This window comes from Blautia hansenii DSM 20583 (genome assembly GCF_002222595.2).
GTDB classification, from domain to species: domain Bacteria; phylum Bacillota; class Clostridia; order Lachnospirales; family Lachnospiraceae; genus Blautia; species Blautia hansenii.
The window spans coordinates 2,431,632-2,444,878 of sequence record NZ_CP022413.2 but is presented as its reverse complement, the minus strand read 5'-3'; the positions used below and the strand labels follow the sequence as shown (position 1 = coordinate 2,444,878).

The window sequence follows — 13,247 nt, the reverse complement described above, 5'->3', positions numbered from 1 at the left end:
GAGGAAAACATGAAATCATCAAACATTGGTGGACAGGCTGTAATGGAAGGAATTATGATGCGCCATAAAGACGTATATTCTGTTGCAGTCAGAAAGCCGGATAAAGAAATAGAGGTAAAGGTTGAAGACTATAAAAGCGTTGTAAAATGCAAGAGCCTTCAGAAGCTTCCTATTCTGCGAGGCGTTTTTAGCTTTATTGACTCTCTGGTGGTAGGAACAAAATGCCTGATGTATTCTGCCACTTTTTTTGAAGATGAGGAAGATTTGAAAAAGAGAGAGCAGCTGGAAGGGGAAGAAAAGGAAAAAGAGCTGGCAAAGAAAGAAAAGGCAGATAAGGCTTTGATGACAGGAACGGTTATTTTGTCTGTTGTGCTGTCTGTGGGATTGTTTATCGTTCTGCCGTATTTGTTGGCAAGTCTGCTTCGGAACATAGGCGTTTCCGAAACAGGGGTAACATTGGCAGAGGCAGGAGTGAGAATTGTTCTGTTTTTAGCCTATATGCTGTTGATTTCCAAAATGCAGGATATACAGAGAGTCTTTATGTATCACGGAGCAGAGCATAAATGTATTAACTGTGTGGAGAATGGTCTTCCGTTGAATGTAGAAAATGTTATGAAAAGCTCAAGATTTCATAAGAGATGCGGAACCAGCTTTTTGTTTTTTGTTATTATTATCAGTATTATTTTCTTTTTGGGATTTTTTGCAGTAGTTCCTATAAAAACTATGTGGCTTCGTGTGCTGGTTCGTATTTTACTGGTTCCGGTTATTGCAGGAGTTTCTTATGAGGTTATCCGATTGGCAGGAAACAGTGATAATTCGGTAGTGGCATTTTTCTCAAAACCGGGTATGGCACTTCAGAAGCTTACAACAAAAGAACCGACACCGGATATGGCAGAAGTAGCAATTAAGGCAGTGGAAGCGGTGTTTGACTGGAAAGCTTATCTAAAAGAGAATTTTCCAGATGTGAAGATAGACGAGGAGTGCTGATGAAGACATACAAGGATGCTTTAGAGTATGGGAAACAAAGGCTTCTGGAATGTGAAATAGAAGATGCAAATCTTGATGCATGGCTTCTTTTAGAATATGTATCAGGGATATCCAGAAGTTGGTATTTTGTACATGAGGATGAAGAAATCAGTGAGAATGATATAGAGGAATATCAAATTCTGATTGAACAGAGAGGAAAGCATATTCCGTTGCAGCAGCTTACAAAGGAAGCTTATTTCTACGGAATGAAATTTTTTGTAAATGAAAATGTATTAATTCCCAGACAGGATACGGAAGTACTGGTAGAACAGGTTTTAAGTTTGTCAAAAGAAAAAGAAAATCTAAAGCTTCTGGATATGTGTACAGGAAGCGGCTGTATTTTATTAGCATTGCTGGCGAATTTAAAGCAGGCATCAGGAACAGGTGTAGATTTATCTGAAAAAGCCCTTGAAGTAGCACAGAGAAACAGTAAAGAATTGGGAATAGAAGTTTCTTGGGTGCAGAGTGATTTGTTTGACAAAGTGTCGGGGAGTTATGATATAATCGTTTCAAATCCGCCGTATATTGAAACTTCGGTCATTGAAGGTCTGATGGATGAAGTGAAATTGTATGAACCTCGTATGGCATTGGATGGAACAGAAGACGGACTGTTTTTTTACAGGGAAATTACAATGCAGGCAGGAAAATATCTAAAAAATAATGGGATACTGGCTTTTGAAATCGGCTATAATCAGGGAAAAGCAGTATCGGAATTTATGAAAGAGAATGGATATAAGGAAGTTCAGGTTTTGCAGGATTTGGCAGGACTTGACAGAGTAGTTACAGGAAGAATTGAGAAGGAGGAACAACATGTTTGATAAATTAGAGGACATTTTAGTCCGCCTTGAAGAAATTTTAAATGAGTTAAATGAGCCTACAGTGGCAAATGATACCGCGAGATTTCAGAAGCTTATGAAAGAGCAGAGCGAGCTTCAGCCTATTGCAGATGCGTATACAGAATATAAAAACTGCAAGGAGACAGTAGAGGACAGCTTGATGATGCTGGATGAAGAGTCTGATGAAGAAATGCGTGAAATGTTAAAAGAGGAGCTTTCTGATGCGAAAAAGCGTATTGAAGAATTAGAGCAGGAATTGAAAATTCTTCTTTTACCGAAAGACCCTAATGATGACAAAAACGTTATCGTGGAAATTCGCGCAGGTGCCGGCGGTGATGAGGCTGCTTTGTTTGCGGCTGAGATTTACAGAATGTATGTAAAATACGCAGAGTCTCAGAACTGGAGAACTGAAATGTTAAGCTTAAATGAAAACGGAATTGGCGGTTTCAAGGAAGTTACATTTATGATTAACGGACAGGGAGCTTATTCCAAGCTGAAATATGAAAGTGGAGTACATCGTGTACAGCGTGTACCAGAGACAGAAAGCGGCGGACGTATTCATACTTCAACCATTACTGTTGCGATTATGCCGGAAGCAGAGGAAATTGACTTTGAACTGGACTTAAATGATTGTAAGTTTGATGTTTTCAGGGCATCCGGAAATGGTGGACAGTGTGTAAATACAACAGACTCCGCAGTGCGTCTGACACATATTCCTACAGGTATTGTAATTTCCTGTCAGGATGAGAAGTCACAGTTAAAGAATAAGGATAAAGCCTTAAAAGTACTGCGTTCCCGTCTGTATGATATGGAGCTTCAGAAACGTCATGATGCAGAAGCAGAGGCAAGAAGAAGTCAGGTAGGGACAGGCGATCGTTCTGAAAAAATCAGAACCTATAACTTCCCACAGGGACGTGTGACAGACCATAGAATTAAGCTGACACTTCATAAACTGGACAGTATTATGAACGGAGATATTCAGGAGATTATTGATAACCTGATTGCAGCAGACCAAGCGATACGCTTAAGTGGCTTAGAAAAAGATGCCTAAATCCCTTGATTTTACTGGATTTGTGGGAAAGTAAGGTATCCTGTATTTTATAAAGAATAGAGTAGAAATCGGTTTTACAGATGAAAATGTAGCCGATTTCTATTTTTTTGTCATTCAAAGACACACTAATAGCCACATAGAAACAACCCCTAAAATCTGATATTGACATCTCTGTTCCTCAGAGTTACAATGCCAGACAATCCAATGGTGTTAGCCAGCTCATTGTATTTGACTGAACCCATTGGAAACTGTTATACTATATCAAAGATTATTTAAAGAAGGAAGTGTTGTTATGTGTGATGTAAAGAAATATGAAAAATTACAACCAGAAGATACATTACAACTTGTACTAGAGGCTGAAACAGAAGAACAAAAGGAGTTCTATGAAATGGTCGGAGATTTCTTACTTCAGAAAAAACAGAGAGAAGTAATTGAAAGGAAACTGTTTTGATAAAGAGATACATTATACTAGCCGGTGTCAACGGTGCAGGTAAATCAACCCTTTATGAGACACTGATTGTAAATTTTACAACTGTAATATTGTAAGTCCAAGTGCTCAATATTCAGAAATCAAAAATGCGGAATTTAAAAAATGCAAATTGATTAAATGAATTTTATGATAAGATGAATGATATAATAATAAATTTGTAGTTTATTATACGGGGAGAATAAGAGATGGCATCAATATTAGTTTTAGAAGACGAAGACAGCGTAAACAGAGGAATTGAATTTTCCCTGTCCAGAGAAGGATATGAGGTTTCCAGCGCAAAGTGCATACAGGAGGGTTGGGAATTATTTTTGGCACATCCTTTTGAAATGATTATCTGTGACATTAATTTACCGGACGGAAACGGACTGGATTTTATCAGAAAAGTGCGTGAAAAAAGCAACGTATATATCATTTGTCTCACTGCCTTAGACCAAGAATTTGATCAGGTTATGGGATATGAAGCGGGAGCGGATGACTATGTGACAAAGCCGTTTAGTTTGTCTGTATTATTGTTGAAAGTGAATGTGTTTTTCAAAAGAACAGAAAAGAAGCGGGCAGAGCTTCTGGAGTCTGGAGAATGGAGCTTTTCCATTGATGAAATGACGGCAAAGAGACGGGACAGTGAGGAAAATATAGAATTTACAAAGAATGAGTGGAAAATGCTGAAATTGTTTTTAGATAATCCAAAGCAGATTTTATCAAAAAACCAGATTTTACAAGGTATTTTTGATTTAGACGGAGAGTTTGTAGACGAAAATACTGTGGCAGTAAATATCCGCAGACTCAGAGAAAAAATAGAAGAAAATCCGGGCAAGCCGGAATATATTCGCAATGTAAGAGGACTTGGCTATATATGGAACAAGGAATGTATCAAGAGATAGAAAATCAAAGAAACGACAGGATAAGGATTTTGCGAAAGCTGCTATTGGGGGGACTGCTCTTTTTACTGGGGTGGTCGGCAATTACCGGAATGGAGTATCATTCCTATAAAGAAAAACTGGCGTTGGCGGCTCAAATGACGAGAGAAGAAACAGGCGGACAAACGCCTTTTGAAATTTTAAAAGGTGAGCCTGTTGATATAAATGTAAAAGAATTTCAGAAGCAATACGGCTATGAAAGACTGGAAAGCAATATTTATGGTAAAGAGTATCAGCAGAAAAGAATTTTCACAGGAATAATTTTGTCTCTGTGCTATCTTGTATATGCAGGAGCCATTTTGCATGAGTATAAGTGCTCAAAGAGAGAAATGCAGGAAAGACAATGGAAAATAGCAGAGGCAGTGGAAGATATTGATAAGGGGAAAGGGATTTTAAATTTAGAAATCAGCAATCCTGCTTATGAAGCTTTGGAGCGTTTGGACAGTCACACTCAGAATGTGCTGCGAAAAGCCCAAGATGAAAAAGAGAAGACAAAGGAAATGGTAACGGATATTTCCCATCAGTTAAAAACACCCATTGCTGCTTTAAAATCCTGTTTTGAGGTGCTGGAAAGCGAAACGCTCACCCAGAAGGAACGCAGAGAATTTGAAAAGCGTATGGAAAAGCAGCTTCAAAATCTGGAACAACTGTCTGCGGTACTGGTTAATATTTCCAGAATGGAAGCGGGATTGATTGATATTTCCCTGAAAAACGGAAAGATTTTCGAAACTATTTTAGCAGCCGTAAATGGGATATGGGAAAAAGCAGATGCAAAAGCAATAGAAATTGAGATGGATATTTGTGAGGAAATAGAAAATCTGGAAATCATGCACGACAGCAAGTGGTTGAAGGAAGCAATTTTAAATATTTTGGAAAATGCAGTAAAATACAGTGAGCCGAATACAAATATTGTAATTATGGTTAAGAAATGGGTGAATTTCCTCAGAATAGAGATTGCAGATGAGGGCGTGGGTATTCCGAAAAAGGAATATCATAAAATTTTTCAGCGATTTTACAGAGGTGAAAATGAATACGTGCAAAAGGAAGAAGGCAGCGGCGTAGGACTTTACCTTACCAGAAAAATTGTGGACGCACACAAGGGAATGGTTTTTGTGGAAAGAAAAGAGAAAAAACAGCGGGGAAGTGTATTTGTGATACAGCTTCCGTATGAAAGTCTTACGAAAATGTAAGACTTTTTTCTATGAATTGAAAGAATGATGAAAGAGTCGTATTTTATACTTTCAGCATCATCAAAAAGAAAGGGCGATAGAGTATGGATACAATTTTGAAAACAAAAAATTTATGTAAATATTATGGAAACGGTGAAAATGAAGTAAAAGCATTGCAGGATGTAAATATTGAAATAGAGCGTGGAGAATTTGTTGCAGTTGTAGGAAAATCCGGTTCAGGAAAAAGTACGCTGTTGCACATGCTGGGCGGCTTAGACCATCCCACAGACGGAAAGGTATACATTGGAAAGAAAAATATTTTTTCTTACAAAGAAGATGAGCTTGCAGTTTTTCGAAGGAGAAAAATCGGATTTATTTTTCAGTCTTTCAATTTAATCTCCTCTTTGAATGTATGGGAGAATATTATTTTTCCGATTTCCTTAGATGGAAAGAAAATCGACGAAGCATTTTTAAAAGATATTATACAGACATTAGGATTAGAAAAGAAATTACATAATTTGCCAAATACCTTATCCGGCGGGCAGCAGCAGAGAGTTGCCATTGCAAGAGCCATTGCATCAAAGCCGGAAATCCTTTTGGCTGATGAGCCTACGGGAAATTTGGACTCCAAGACAAGTGCGGAGGTTATGGGAATGTTGAAAATGTCTGTGGAAAAATACGGACAGACCTTAGTAATGATTACTCATGATGAAGATATTGCTCAGATTGCAGACCGCATTTTAGTAATTGAGGACGGAAAGGTGGCTGAATTTTCATGAAAATGCTCACAAGATTAGCTTTGAATAATAATAAAAAGAATAAGGCAAGAAGTATTTTGATTATGCTGGTTATCTTTTTAAGTACCACATTGCTGTCAAGTATTGCTCTTATCTGCTATGGCAGTCTGAAATATCAAAAGGACAATGTGAAGGAATTATACGGAACTTTCTACGGAGCTTATAAAGGCGTATCGGAAGAACAGATTGCAGAAATGCGGAAAAGAAGCGAATTTACGGAAATCGGAAAATCTGCCGTATGCGGTGAAGTGGAAAGTGAAGCCACAGTCTCTTTGCAGTGGATGAGCGAAGAAGTAGGGATGATGACAAATCTGAAAGAACAGTTGGAAGAAGGAAGTTTTCCAAAAGCACAAAATGAGATTGCCGGTGAAAGACGTTTTTTTCAAAAATTGGGATATGAAAATGTAAAAATCGGAGATGAGATTAAGCTTTCTTATCGAAGAAGTAATCAGGAAAAATATCAGGAAACAACTTTTGTTGTCAGCGGTATCATCAGAAGTATTTCAGAAGAACTGGAAAATCAAGCATACGTAGGGTATGTTTCCGAAGATTTTTATACGACACATTTTTCTGAAAATGCAAGACGCTATATGGCATATTTTTCTTTGTCAGAGGATTTGGGACTGAATTCGGAAACTGCCGAAATAGAGGCAAAAGAGTTAGCCGAAAAATGTGGCATTGATGCGGAAAATGTAGCAATGAATAAAACCTATTTATTCTTTGTACTGTCTCCGGATATGGAAAGTATTATGGGATTTATTTTGATTGCTATTGTGGTTGTAATTTTCTCTGTGCTGGTTATTTACAACATTTTTCAGGTAGGAATTGTGGAGAAAATACAGGAGTACGGCAAAATAAAAGCCTTAGGCGCTACAAGAGGGCAGATGAAAGCTTTAGTATTCCGTGAAGGTATGATGCTTTCTGTTATTCCTACACCGCTGGGTATTCTGGCAGGAATTGGTATCAGTTGCCTGTTTATGAACTATTGGATAAGCAATATGGCGCCTTTTGGAGCAGAAACAAAAATAAGTGCAGCATATATTTCCGTGCCTTTGCTTCTTCTGTGTGTGCTGGCGGTATTGGCAACGGTATGGATTGCCTTGAAAAAACCGATGAGCACAGTGAAAAAGGTATCTCCTGTGGAAGCATTTCGCTATCAGGGAGAGGGAAAGAGAAAAAAGGGTATTTGTAAAGGATATGCTGTGATGAGCCCTAATCGTATGATGATGGCAAATCTGGCAATGAACAAAAAACGTACTGTGGGAACGATGTTTACCATGGGTTTATCCTGTGTGCTGTTTGTGGTAGCGGTTAATTATACCAGAAACGTGGATATTGAGTATGCTGCAAGGCAGGATTTGCCCTTTGGACAGTTTCAGATTGATTTATCTTATTCCACCACGGATACAGCTTATCCTGAGAATAATTTAGACTCTGTTTTAAAAGAAAATCCGTTAGATGCACAGCTTGTAAAGGATTTAAAATCCATTGAAGGCGTCACAGAAGTAAAAATCGGAAAGCAATTATACGCTCATGATGAGAAGGGAGAACTTCACTCCATCGCTGTTTTAGACCGCAAGCTTTTTGAAAAGGAGAGCAAAGGTGCAGGCGTATTGGGGACAGTAGATTATGAAAAGGCATCAAAAGACAATGCAATTTTCAACGGCTGGTCTCACTTTATTGCAGATACCGGATATGAAATCGGAGATACCGTTTCCTTTCAGTTAGGCGGAATGCAGGGAGAAATCCCTTATCAAGGTGAATTGCAGGGAGCTTTTGGCTCAATCAACGGTGATTGGGCAATTACAGAAGATACTTATAAAAATCTGGGATTTGCCGATGCAGAGGAAAATATCGGAACAATCTGGGTAGATTGCAAAAAATCAGAGAGTAAAAATGTAGAAGCCGCCATAAAAGAGCTTTTGGAAAACAAAGACCATTATGAATTAAGCAGCTTTGAAGGGGAAGTGGAGTCTCTCGACTCAATGATGGCAATAATGAAAATCATGGGTTACAGCTTCCTGCTGTTAATCGGAATGATTACTTTTATGAATATGGCAAATACCATGATTTTAAATGTTATTACAAGAAAGAGAGAGCTGGGTGTATTACAGGCAGTGGGAATGACAAATCAGCAGTTAAACAAGATGCTGAGAAATGAAGGTCTGCTGTTTACACTGGGAAGCATAGTGATTTCTCTGGTTGTGGGAATTCCTGCGGGATACGGACTTTTCCTGTATGGTAAGAAAGCAGGATTAACAGGATTTGACGTTTATCACTTCCCGGGTGTGGAAATTTTAGTCATGATTTTTGTCTTGGCAGTTCTTCAGATTGGATTATCCTTTATGCTCAGCAGAAACGTGAAAAAGGAGTCACTGATTGACAGAATTCGATATTAAATTACTCTGGAATTTTGCAGAAGTACGGAAGTCAGAAGGTGTACAGTGTTTATAGTGCTTAAATTGACGTACAAAATAACTGATGTTTTCGTATCCATTATTGAGTGCAACTTCCGTAATAGGTGCAGTAGTTTTTAGAAGCTGAGCAGCAGCTTGATTAATACGATATTCATTTAAGTAGGCAAATGGTGTTTTGCCTACTTTTTCTTTGAAAAATTTGCAGAAATAATTTTTATTCAGAGGAATACATTCTGCAAGAGCTTCCAGTGTTACAGGCTCCATATAATGCTTTTCTATATAGGAAAACACAGATTTTAAAGAATGATTTTCAAAATCTTTTTCAGCTTCATGCTTTTGGGCAGAAGAAAAGGCGTGTTCCTGAAATAGAATTTCCAATATCTGCAAGAGTATAATTTTTATGGAAAGTGCAGTATTGGCAGAGGTGTCTTCTAAATAAAGCCTGGCCGCTTTTGATATCAAAGAACCAATTTGCAGGCTGATTTCCAAAGAGAGAGAACTTCCTTCCGGAAACAGCAGTTTTTTTGACAGTAAAGGAGTAAGAAGCTCATTTTGACAAATATCATATTGAGAAAAACTTAAAAAGGACATGGGAAATAAAAGAGCATAATGGTGGGAAACTTCACTATGACCGAAAATTCCATGAACCATACCGGGATTGATAAAATATACATTTCCCTCTGTTAAAAGCTGAGAGTTGGTTTCTGTGCGAAGCATCAGGCTTCCTTTGGTGATATATATAAATTCTGTTTCTTCATGCCAGTGGTAAGGGGCGAAATATTGTCCGCAAAAATCTTCTTGAGACAGAGCCTGGAAAGGAAAGTAAGGTGTTCCGTGTGGATTTTCTTCCTGAATGTTAATTTTATACATAATAATTTCGCTCTTTCTTGTAATTACATAAATAAAAGTGAATATAGTACAAATAAAGAGTAACATATTGCAAGAATTTAAGAAAGAGTTTTTTTATACTGAAAGTAACGAAAAAGAACTGTGAGGTACATATTATGAATAAAACATGGTGGAAAAATAGTGTAATTTATCAAATTTATCCAAGGAGTTTTGCAGATAGCAATGGAGACGGAATTGGAGATATTAAGGGAATTACTCAACATCTCGATTATTTAAAGGAACTGGGCGTAGATGTTATCTGGCTGTCTCCTGTTTATCAGTCTCCTAATGATGATAATGGATATGATATTTCCGATTATCAGGCAATTATGGAAGATTTTGGAACAATGGAAGATTTTGATAAAATGCTTTCAGAGATGCATAAAAGAGGAATAAAGCTGGTTATGGATTTGGTAGTGAACCATACTTCTGATGAACATCCGTGGTTTGTAGAAAGCAGAAAGTCAAAGGATAATCCTTATCGTGATTACTACATCTGGAAAGAAGGAAAAAACGGGAAAGAGCCAAATAACTGGGGTGCATGTTTTGGCGGTTCTGCATGGGAATATGATAAGGAAACAGAAATGTACTATTTACATTGCTTTTCTAAGAAACAGCCTGATTTAAACTGGGAAAATGAAAAAGTCAGAAAAGAAGTTTTTGATATGATGACATGGTGGTGTGAGAAAGGTGTAGATGGATTTCGTATGGACGTTATCAGTATGATTTCTAAGGCTCCTGCCTATCCTGACGGAGTTTCTCATAATGGCTTATATGGTGATTTTGGCCCTTTTGTCTGCAATGGTCCTCATGTTCATGAGTATTTACAGGAAATGAACCAAAAAGTGCTTTCTAAGTATGATTTGATTACGGTTGGTGAAGCGTCTGGCGTTACTGTAGAAGAAGCAAAAAAATATGCTAATTTAGACGGAACTGAGCTAAACATGGTATTCCAGTTTGAACATACAGACATTACATCTGGAAAGAATGGAAAATGGACAGACGAGAGATTTAAACTCAGAGATTTGAGAAAAATATTGAATAAATGGCAGACAGAGTTGGAGGGAAAAGCATGGAACAGTCTTTATTGGGATAACCACGACCAGCCAAGAGCTGTGTCTCGCTTTGGAAATGACGGGCCAATGTATCGTGAACTTTCAGCTAAAATGTTGGCAACCTGTCTTCATTTGATGAAAGGAACACCTTATATTTATCAGGGTGAAGAAATTGGTATGACAAATGCTTATTTTAATAAACTGGAAGATTACCGTGACATCGAAAGTATTCATGCTTTTGAAGAGATGACAGAAAATGGTCTTCTTACAGAGGAAGAAATGATGAGCGCTTTAAAGGCAGTCAGCCGTGATAATGCCAGAACTCCTATGCAGTGGGACGATAGTGAAAATGCAGGATTTACCATAGGCACCCCATGGATTAAAGTAAATCCTAATTATTTACAGATTAATGCAAAGGCGGCTTTGGAAGATAAAGACAGCGTGTTCTATTATTATCAGAAATTAATACAGATGCGTAAGGAATATGAAATTATTGTGGACGGTATTTTTGAAGGCCTTCTGGAAGACGATGAAAATATTTATGCATACCGGAGAAAACTGGGAAATCAGACTTTAATTGTAGCTTGTAATTTCAGCGATAAAAAAGTACCGTGTACTTTGTTTGAGGGAGCAGCAGGCGGTAAAGAAATGATTGCCAATTACAAAAATCATGAGACAGGAATATTGAAACCTTACGAAGCAAGAGTTGTACTGATAGAAAATTAAAAAATAACTTCTGCATGAGAGAAATGAGGTTGTCGCATTAAATATTTTGGAATAATGTTTAAAGCGACAGCCTTGTTGTTTTTTGGGGGGATTTTATTTTCACTCTTTACTGCCAAACTAACATTTTTGCAACATTAGCCGTTAGGGCTGTGCAAACGGAGGAGAAAAGTGTAAGATAAAACCGGGTGATGAATATGAAAATCTTAATAGTAGAAGATGATTTTGTATTGGCAGAGGAAATTTTGCGCCTCTGCCAACGATGGGGCTTTGAGGGGGAGTATCTGGAAGATTTTACAGAGGTAGATAAGCAGTGTGAAAACAGTCATTGCGATTTGGTTCTTATGGATATCAATTTACCTTTTTATGACGGATTTTACTGGTGTCAGAAGATTAGAAGCATATCAAAAGTTCCTATTTTGTTTTTATCCAGCCGAGACCAGAACTCTGATAAGGTCATGGCAATGGTTTCCGGCGGAGATGATTATGTGGAAAAGCCTTTTGATGCAGAGCTTTTGCTGGTGAAGATACGTTCTCTTTTAAGAAGAAGCTATGAGTATGTCCAAAGTGACAGAGAATATCTGGAGTCCGAACTTATTTATGACCGTGGACAGGGGATTTTACTCTATCAAAATGAGCCCATAGAAATGACAAAATCCGAAAACAGAATTATGAGTATTTTAGCAGATTATAAAGGTCAGGTAGTAGACAGAGAAACATTGATGCAGGAATTGTGGAATACAGATGAATATGTGACAGATGCCTCTTTGACGGTGTTAATATCCAGACTGCGAAGCAAAATTTGTGCTGCGACAGAGGGGATTTCCTGTATTCATACCAGAAAAGGGAAAGGGTATTATTTGGAATGAAGAAATATTTAAAAGACCGATTGACGGCATTTCTTATAGGAGTCGGATTTGTTGTTTTTCTAAATGTATACCTGACACAGCTCTGTGCCACAGCCCTTTACGGACAGGACGTTTTGTATTTGGATGTGCTGCTTGCAGCCTTTGGTACAATTCTTTTGATTGGGGATTACAGCCAATGGAAAAAGAAGAAAAGGCAGGAGGAGGAACAGAAGGAGCTTCTTGCATATACGGATAAAGAGCTTTTGGAATGTAAAGAAAAGCTGGAAAATCTGTCCGATTATATTACCAAATGGACCCATGAAATAAAGCTTCCCCTTGCTGCTTTGCGCCTTATGAACGGAAGAAATCAGGATACTTCTCTGAAAAAAGAAATGCAGGACTGCATTGTACGCATGGAAAATTTACTTCATACCGTGCTTATGGGAAGCAAGCTGCAAAGACCTGAAAACGATGTATGTATGGAGCGGATTTCTCTGGAAGAAGCAGTAAAAGAAGCAGTGAAAAATCAATCTTATTTTCTTATCCAGTATGGTTTTGAAATGATTTTAGAGATAAAAGATGTATGGGTATACAGTGATAAAAGGTGGCTGGTTTACCTTTTGGACCAACTGGTAGCCAATGCCATAAAGTACAGAACCGATAATCCAAAGCTTGTATTTTCCTGTGAAAAGCAGGGAGAAAATCAGGTGTATTTAAGGGTAGAGGATAACGGAATTGGAATTTCAAAGGAGGATTTACCGTACATTTTTGATAAAGGATATGTGGGAAAAAATTTGAGAAAAGGGGATTATCATTCAACGGGAATGGGACTTTATTTTGCAGGAAAAATAGGAAAAATGCTGAACCTTTCTTTAAAAGCAGCACCGACACAAGAAAGAGGAAGCTGTTTTGAATTGGGATTTTGCGATATGGCAGAACATTTTATGATGTAGCCGTGTGTTACAGAAATGTTAGATTGGAAAGAAAACTGTTGGATAAATGAAAGGATTTTTTGAAACCTCTTTGCTAA

12 protein-coding genes are annotated in these 13,247 nt (G+C 37.8%); 11 read left to right on the top strand and 1 reads right to left on the bottom strand.

Annotation, left to right across the window (positions count from 1 at the left end; all coding sequences use genetic code 11):
• Nucleotides 1-9 precede the first annotated feature (9 nt).
• The 8 genes from CGC63_RS12385 (at nucleotide 10) to CGC63_RS12355 (ending at nucleotide 8,685) form a co-directional block, all read left to right on the top strand.
• Nucleotides 10-987: a DUF1385 domain-containing protein gene (locus CGC63_RS12385; protein ID WP_003022633.1), complete on the top strand. Its 978-nt coding sequence runs from the start codon at nucleotides 10-12 to the stop codon at nucleotides 985-987.
• Entirely contained in the window at nucleotides 987-1,844 is an 858-nt protein-coding gene (gene prmC / locus CGC63_RS12380) for a peptide chain release factor N(5)-glutamine methyltransferase (RefSeq protein WP_003022632.1), read from the top strand. Before CGC63_RS12385 ends, prmC begins: the two co-directional genes overlap by 1 nt.
• The gene (gene prfA, locus CGC63_RS12375) at nucleotides 1,837-2,913 is read left to right on the top strand and encodes a peptide chain release factor 1 (RefSeq protein WP_003022631.1); all 1,077 of its coding nucleotides are present in this window, start codon (nucleotides 1,837-1,839) and stop codon (nucleotides 2,911-2,913) included. Before prmC ends, prfA begins: the two co-directional genes overlap by 8 nt.
• 292 nt (nucleotides 2,914-3,205) lie before the next feature.
• On the top strand, nucleotides 3,206-3,364 hold the full coding sequence (locus CGC63_RS15470) for a hypothetical protein (RefSeq protein WP_009246487.1): 159 nt from the start codon (nucleotides 3,206-3,208) through the stop codon (nucleotides 3,362-3,364).
• A 224-nt stretch (nucleotides 3,365-3,588) separates the two neighbouring features.
• Nucleotides 3,589-4,284, top strand: coding sequence for a response regulator transcription factor (locus tag CGC63_RS12370; RefSeq protein WP_003022629.1), 696 nt, complete (start codon nucleotides 3,589-3,591; stop codon nucleotides 4,282-4,284).
• Nucleotides 4,257-5,510, top strand: a complete 1,254-nt coding sequence (locus tag CGC63_RS12365; protein ID WP_003022627.1) for a sensor histidine kinase — start codon at nucleotides 4,257-4,259, stop codon at nucleotides 5,508-5,510. The genes CGC63_RS12370 and CGC63_RS12365 overlap by 28 nt, the downstream gene beginning before the upstream one ends.
• Before the next feature lie 83 nt (nucleotides 5,511-5,593).
• A complete protein-coding gene (locus CGC63_RS12360; protein ID WP_003022625.1) occupies nucleotides 5,594-6,268 on the top strand; it encodes an ABC transporter ATP-binding protein in 675 nt (224 codons plus the stop codon).
• Nucleotides 6,265-8,685: an ABC transporter permease gene (locus tag CGC63_RS12355; RefSeq protein ID WP_003022622.1), complete on the top strand. Its 2,421-nt coding sequence runs from the start codon at nucleotides 6,265-6,267 to the stop codon at nucleotides 8,683-8,685. Before CGC63_RS12360 ends, CGC63_RS12355 begins: the two co-directional genes overlap by 4 nt.
• Here CGC63_RS12355 and CGC63_RS12350 read toward each other — a convergent pair.
• Nucleotides 8,659-9,573: an AraC family transcriptional regulator gene (locus tag CGC63_RS12350; protein WP_040351202.1), complete on the bottom strand. Its 915-nt coding sequence runs from the start codon at nucleotides 9,571-9,573 to the stop codon at nucleotides 8,659-8,661. The two genes, CGC63_RS12355 and CGC63_RS12350, sit on opposite strands and share 27 nt — an antisense overlap.
• A gap of 134 nt (nucleotides 9,574-9,707) precedes the next feature.
• Here CGC63_RS12350 and CGC63_RS12345 point away from each other — a divergent pair, with 134 nt between their 5' ends.
• From CGC63_RS12345 to CGC63_RS12335, 3 genes are all read left to right on the top strand, one after another.
• Complete coding sequence (locus tag CGC63_RS12345; RefSeq protein ID WP_003022617.1) at nucleotides 9,708-11,372, top strand: glycoside hydrolase family 13 protein; 1,665 nt, start codon at nucleotides 9,708-9,710, stop codon at nucleotides 11,370-11,372.
• Nucleotides 11,373-11,566: 194 nt separating this feature from the next.
• Nucleotides 11,567-12,238 carry a response regulator transcription factor gene (locus CGC63_RS12340; RefSeq protein WP_040351240.1) on the top strand — a complete coding sequence of 224 codons (672 nt, stop codon included), beginning with the start codon at nucleotides 11,567-11,569 and terminating at the stop codon, nucleotides 12,236-12,238.
• Entirely contained in the window at nucleotides 12,235-13,170 is a 936-nt protein-coding gene (locus CGC63_RS12335) for a sensor histidine kinase (RefSeq protein WP_003022613.1), read from the top strand. The genes CGC63_RS12340 and CGC63_RS12335 overlap by 4 nt, the downstream gene beginning before the upstream one ends.
• Nucleotides 13,171-13,247 lie beyond the last annotated feature (77 nt).

Excerpts from the sequence above, each read along its gene's own strand:
- CGC63_RS12365 (WP_003022627.1), top strand. The coding sequence starts at position 4,257 with ATGGAACAAGGAATGTATCAAGAGATAGAAAATCAAAGAAACGACAGG.
- CGC63_RS12370 (WP_003022629.1), top strand. The coding sequence starts at position 3,589 with ATGGCATCAATATTAGTTTTAGAAGACGAAGACAGCGTAAACAGAGGA.
- CGC63_RS12360 (WP_003022625.1), top strand. The coding sequence starts at position 5,594 with ATGGATACAATTTTGAAAACAAAAAATTTATGTAAATATTATGGAAAC.
- CGC63_RS12340 (WP_040351240.1), top strand. The coding sequence starts at position 11,567 with ATGAAAATCTTAATAGTAGAAGATGATTTTGTATTGGCAGAGGAAATT.
- CGC63_RS12385 (WP_003022633.1), top strand. The coding sequence starts at position 10 with ATGAAATCATCAAACATTGGTGGACAGGCTGTAATGGAAGGAATTATG.
- CGC63_RS12355 (WP_003022622.1), top strand. The coding sequence starts at position 6,265 with ATGAAAATGCTCACAAGATTAGCTTTGAATAATAATAAAAAGAATAAG.
- CGC63_RS12350 (WP_040351202.1), bottom strand. The coding sequence starts at position 9,573 with ATGTATAAAATTAACATTCAGGAAGAAAATCCACACGGAACACCTTAC.
- CGC63_RS12345 (WP_003022617.1), top strand. The coding sequence starts at position 9,708 with ATGAATAAAACATGGTGGAAAAATAGTGTAATTTATCAAATTTATCCA.
- CGC63_RS12335 (WP_003022613.1), top strand. The coding sequence starts at position 12,235 with ATGAAGAAATATTTAAAAGACCGATTGACGGCATTTCTTATAGGAGTC.
- CGC63_RS15470 (WP_009246487.1), top strand. The coding sequence starts at position 3,206 with ATGTGTGATGTAAAGAAATATGAAAAATTACAACCAGAAGATACATTA.
- prfA (WP_003022631.1), top strand. The coding sequence starts at position 1,837 with ATGTTTGATAAATTAGAGGACATTTTAGTCCGCCTTGAAGAAATTTTA.
- prmC (WP_003022632.1), top strand. The coding sequence starts at position 987 with ATGAAGACATACAAGGATGCTTTAGAGTATGGGAAACAAAGGCTTCTG.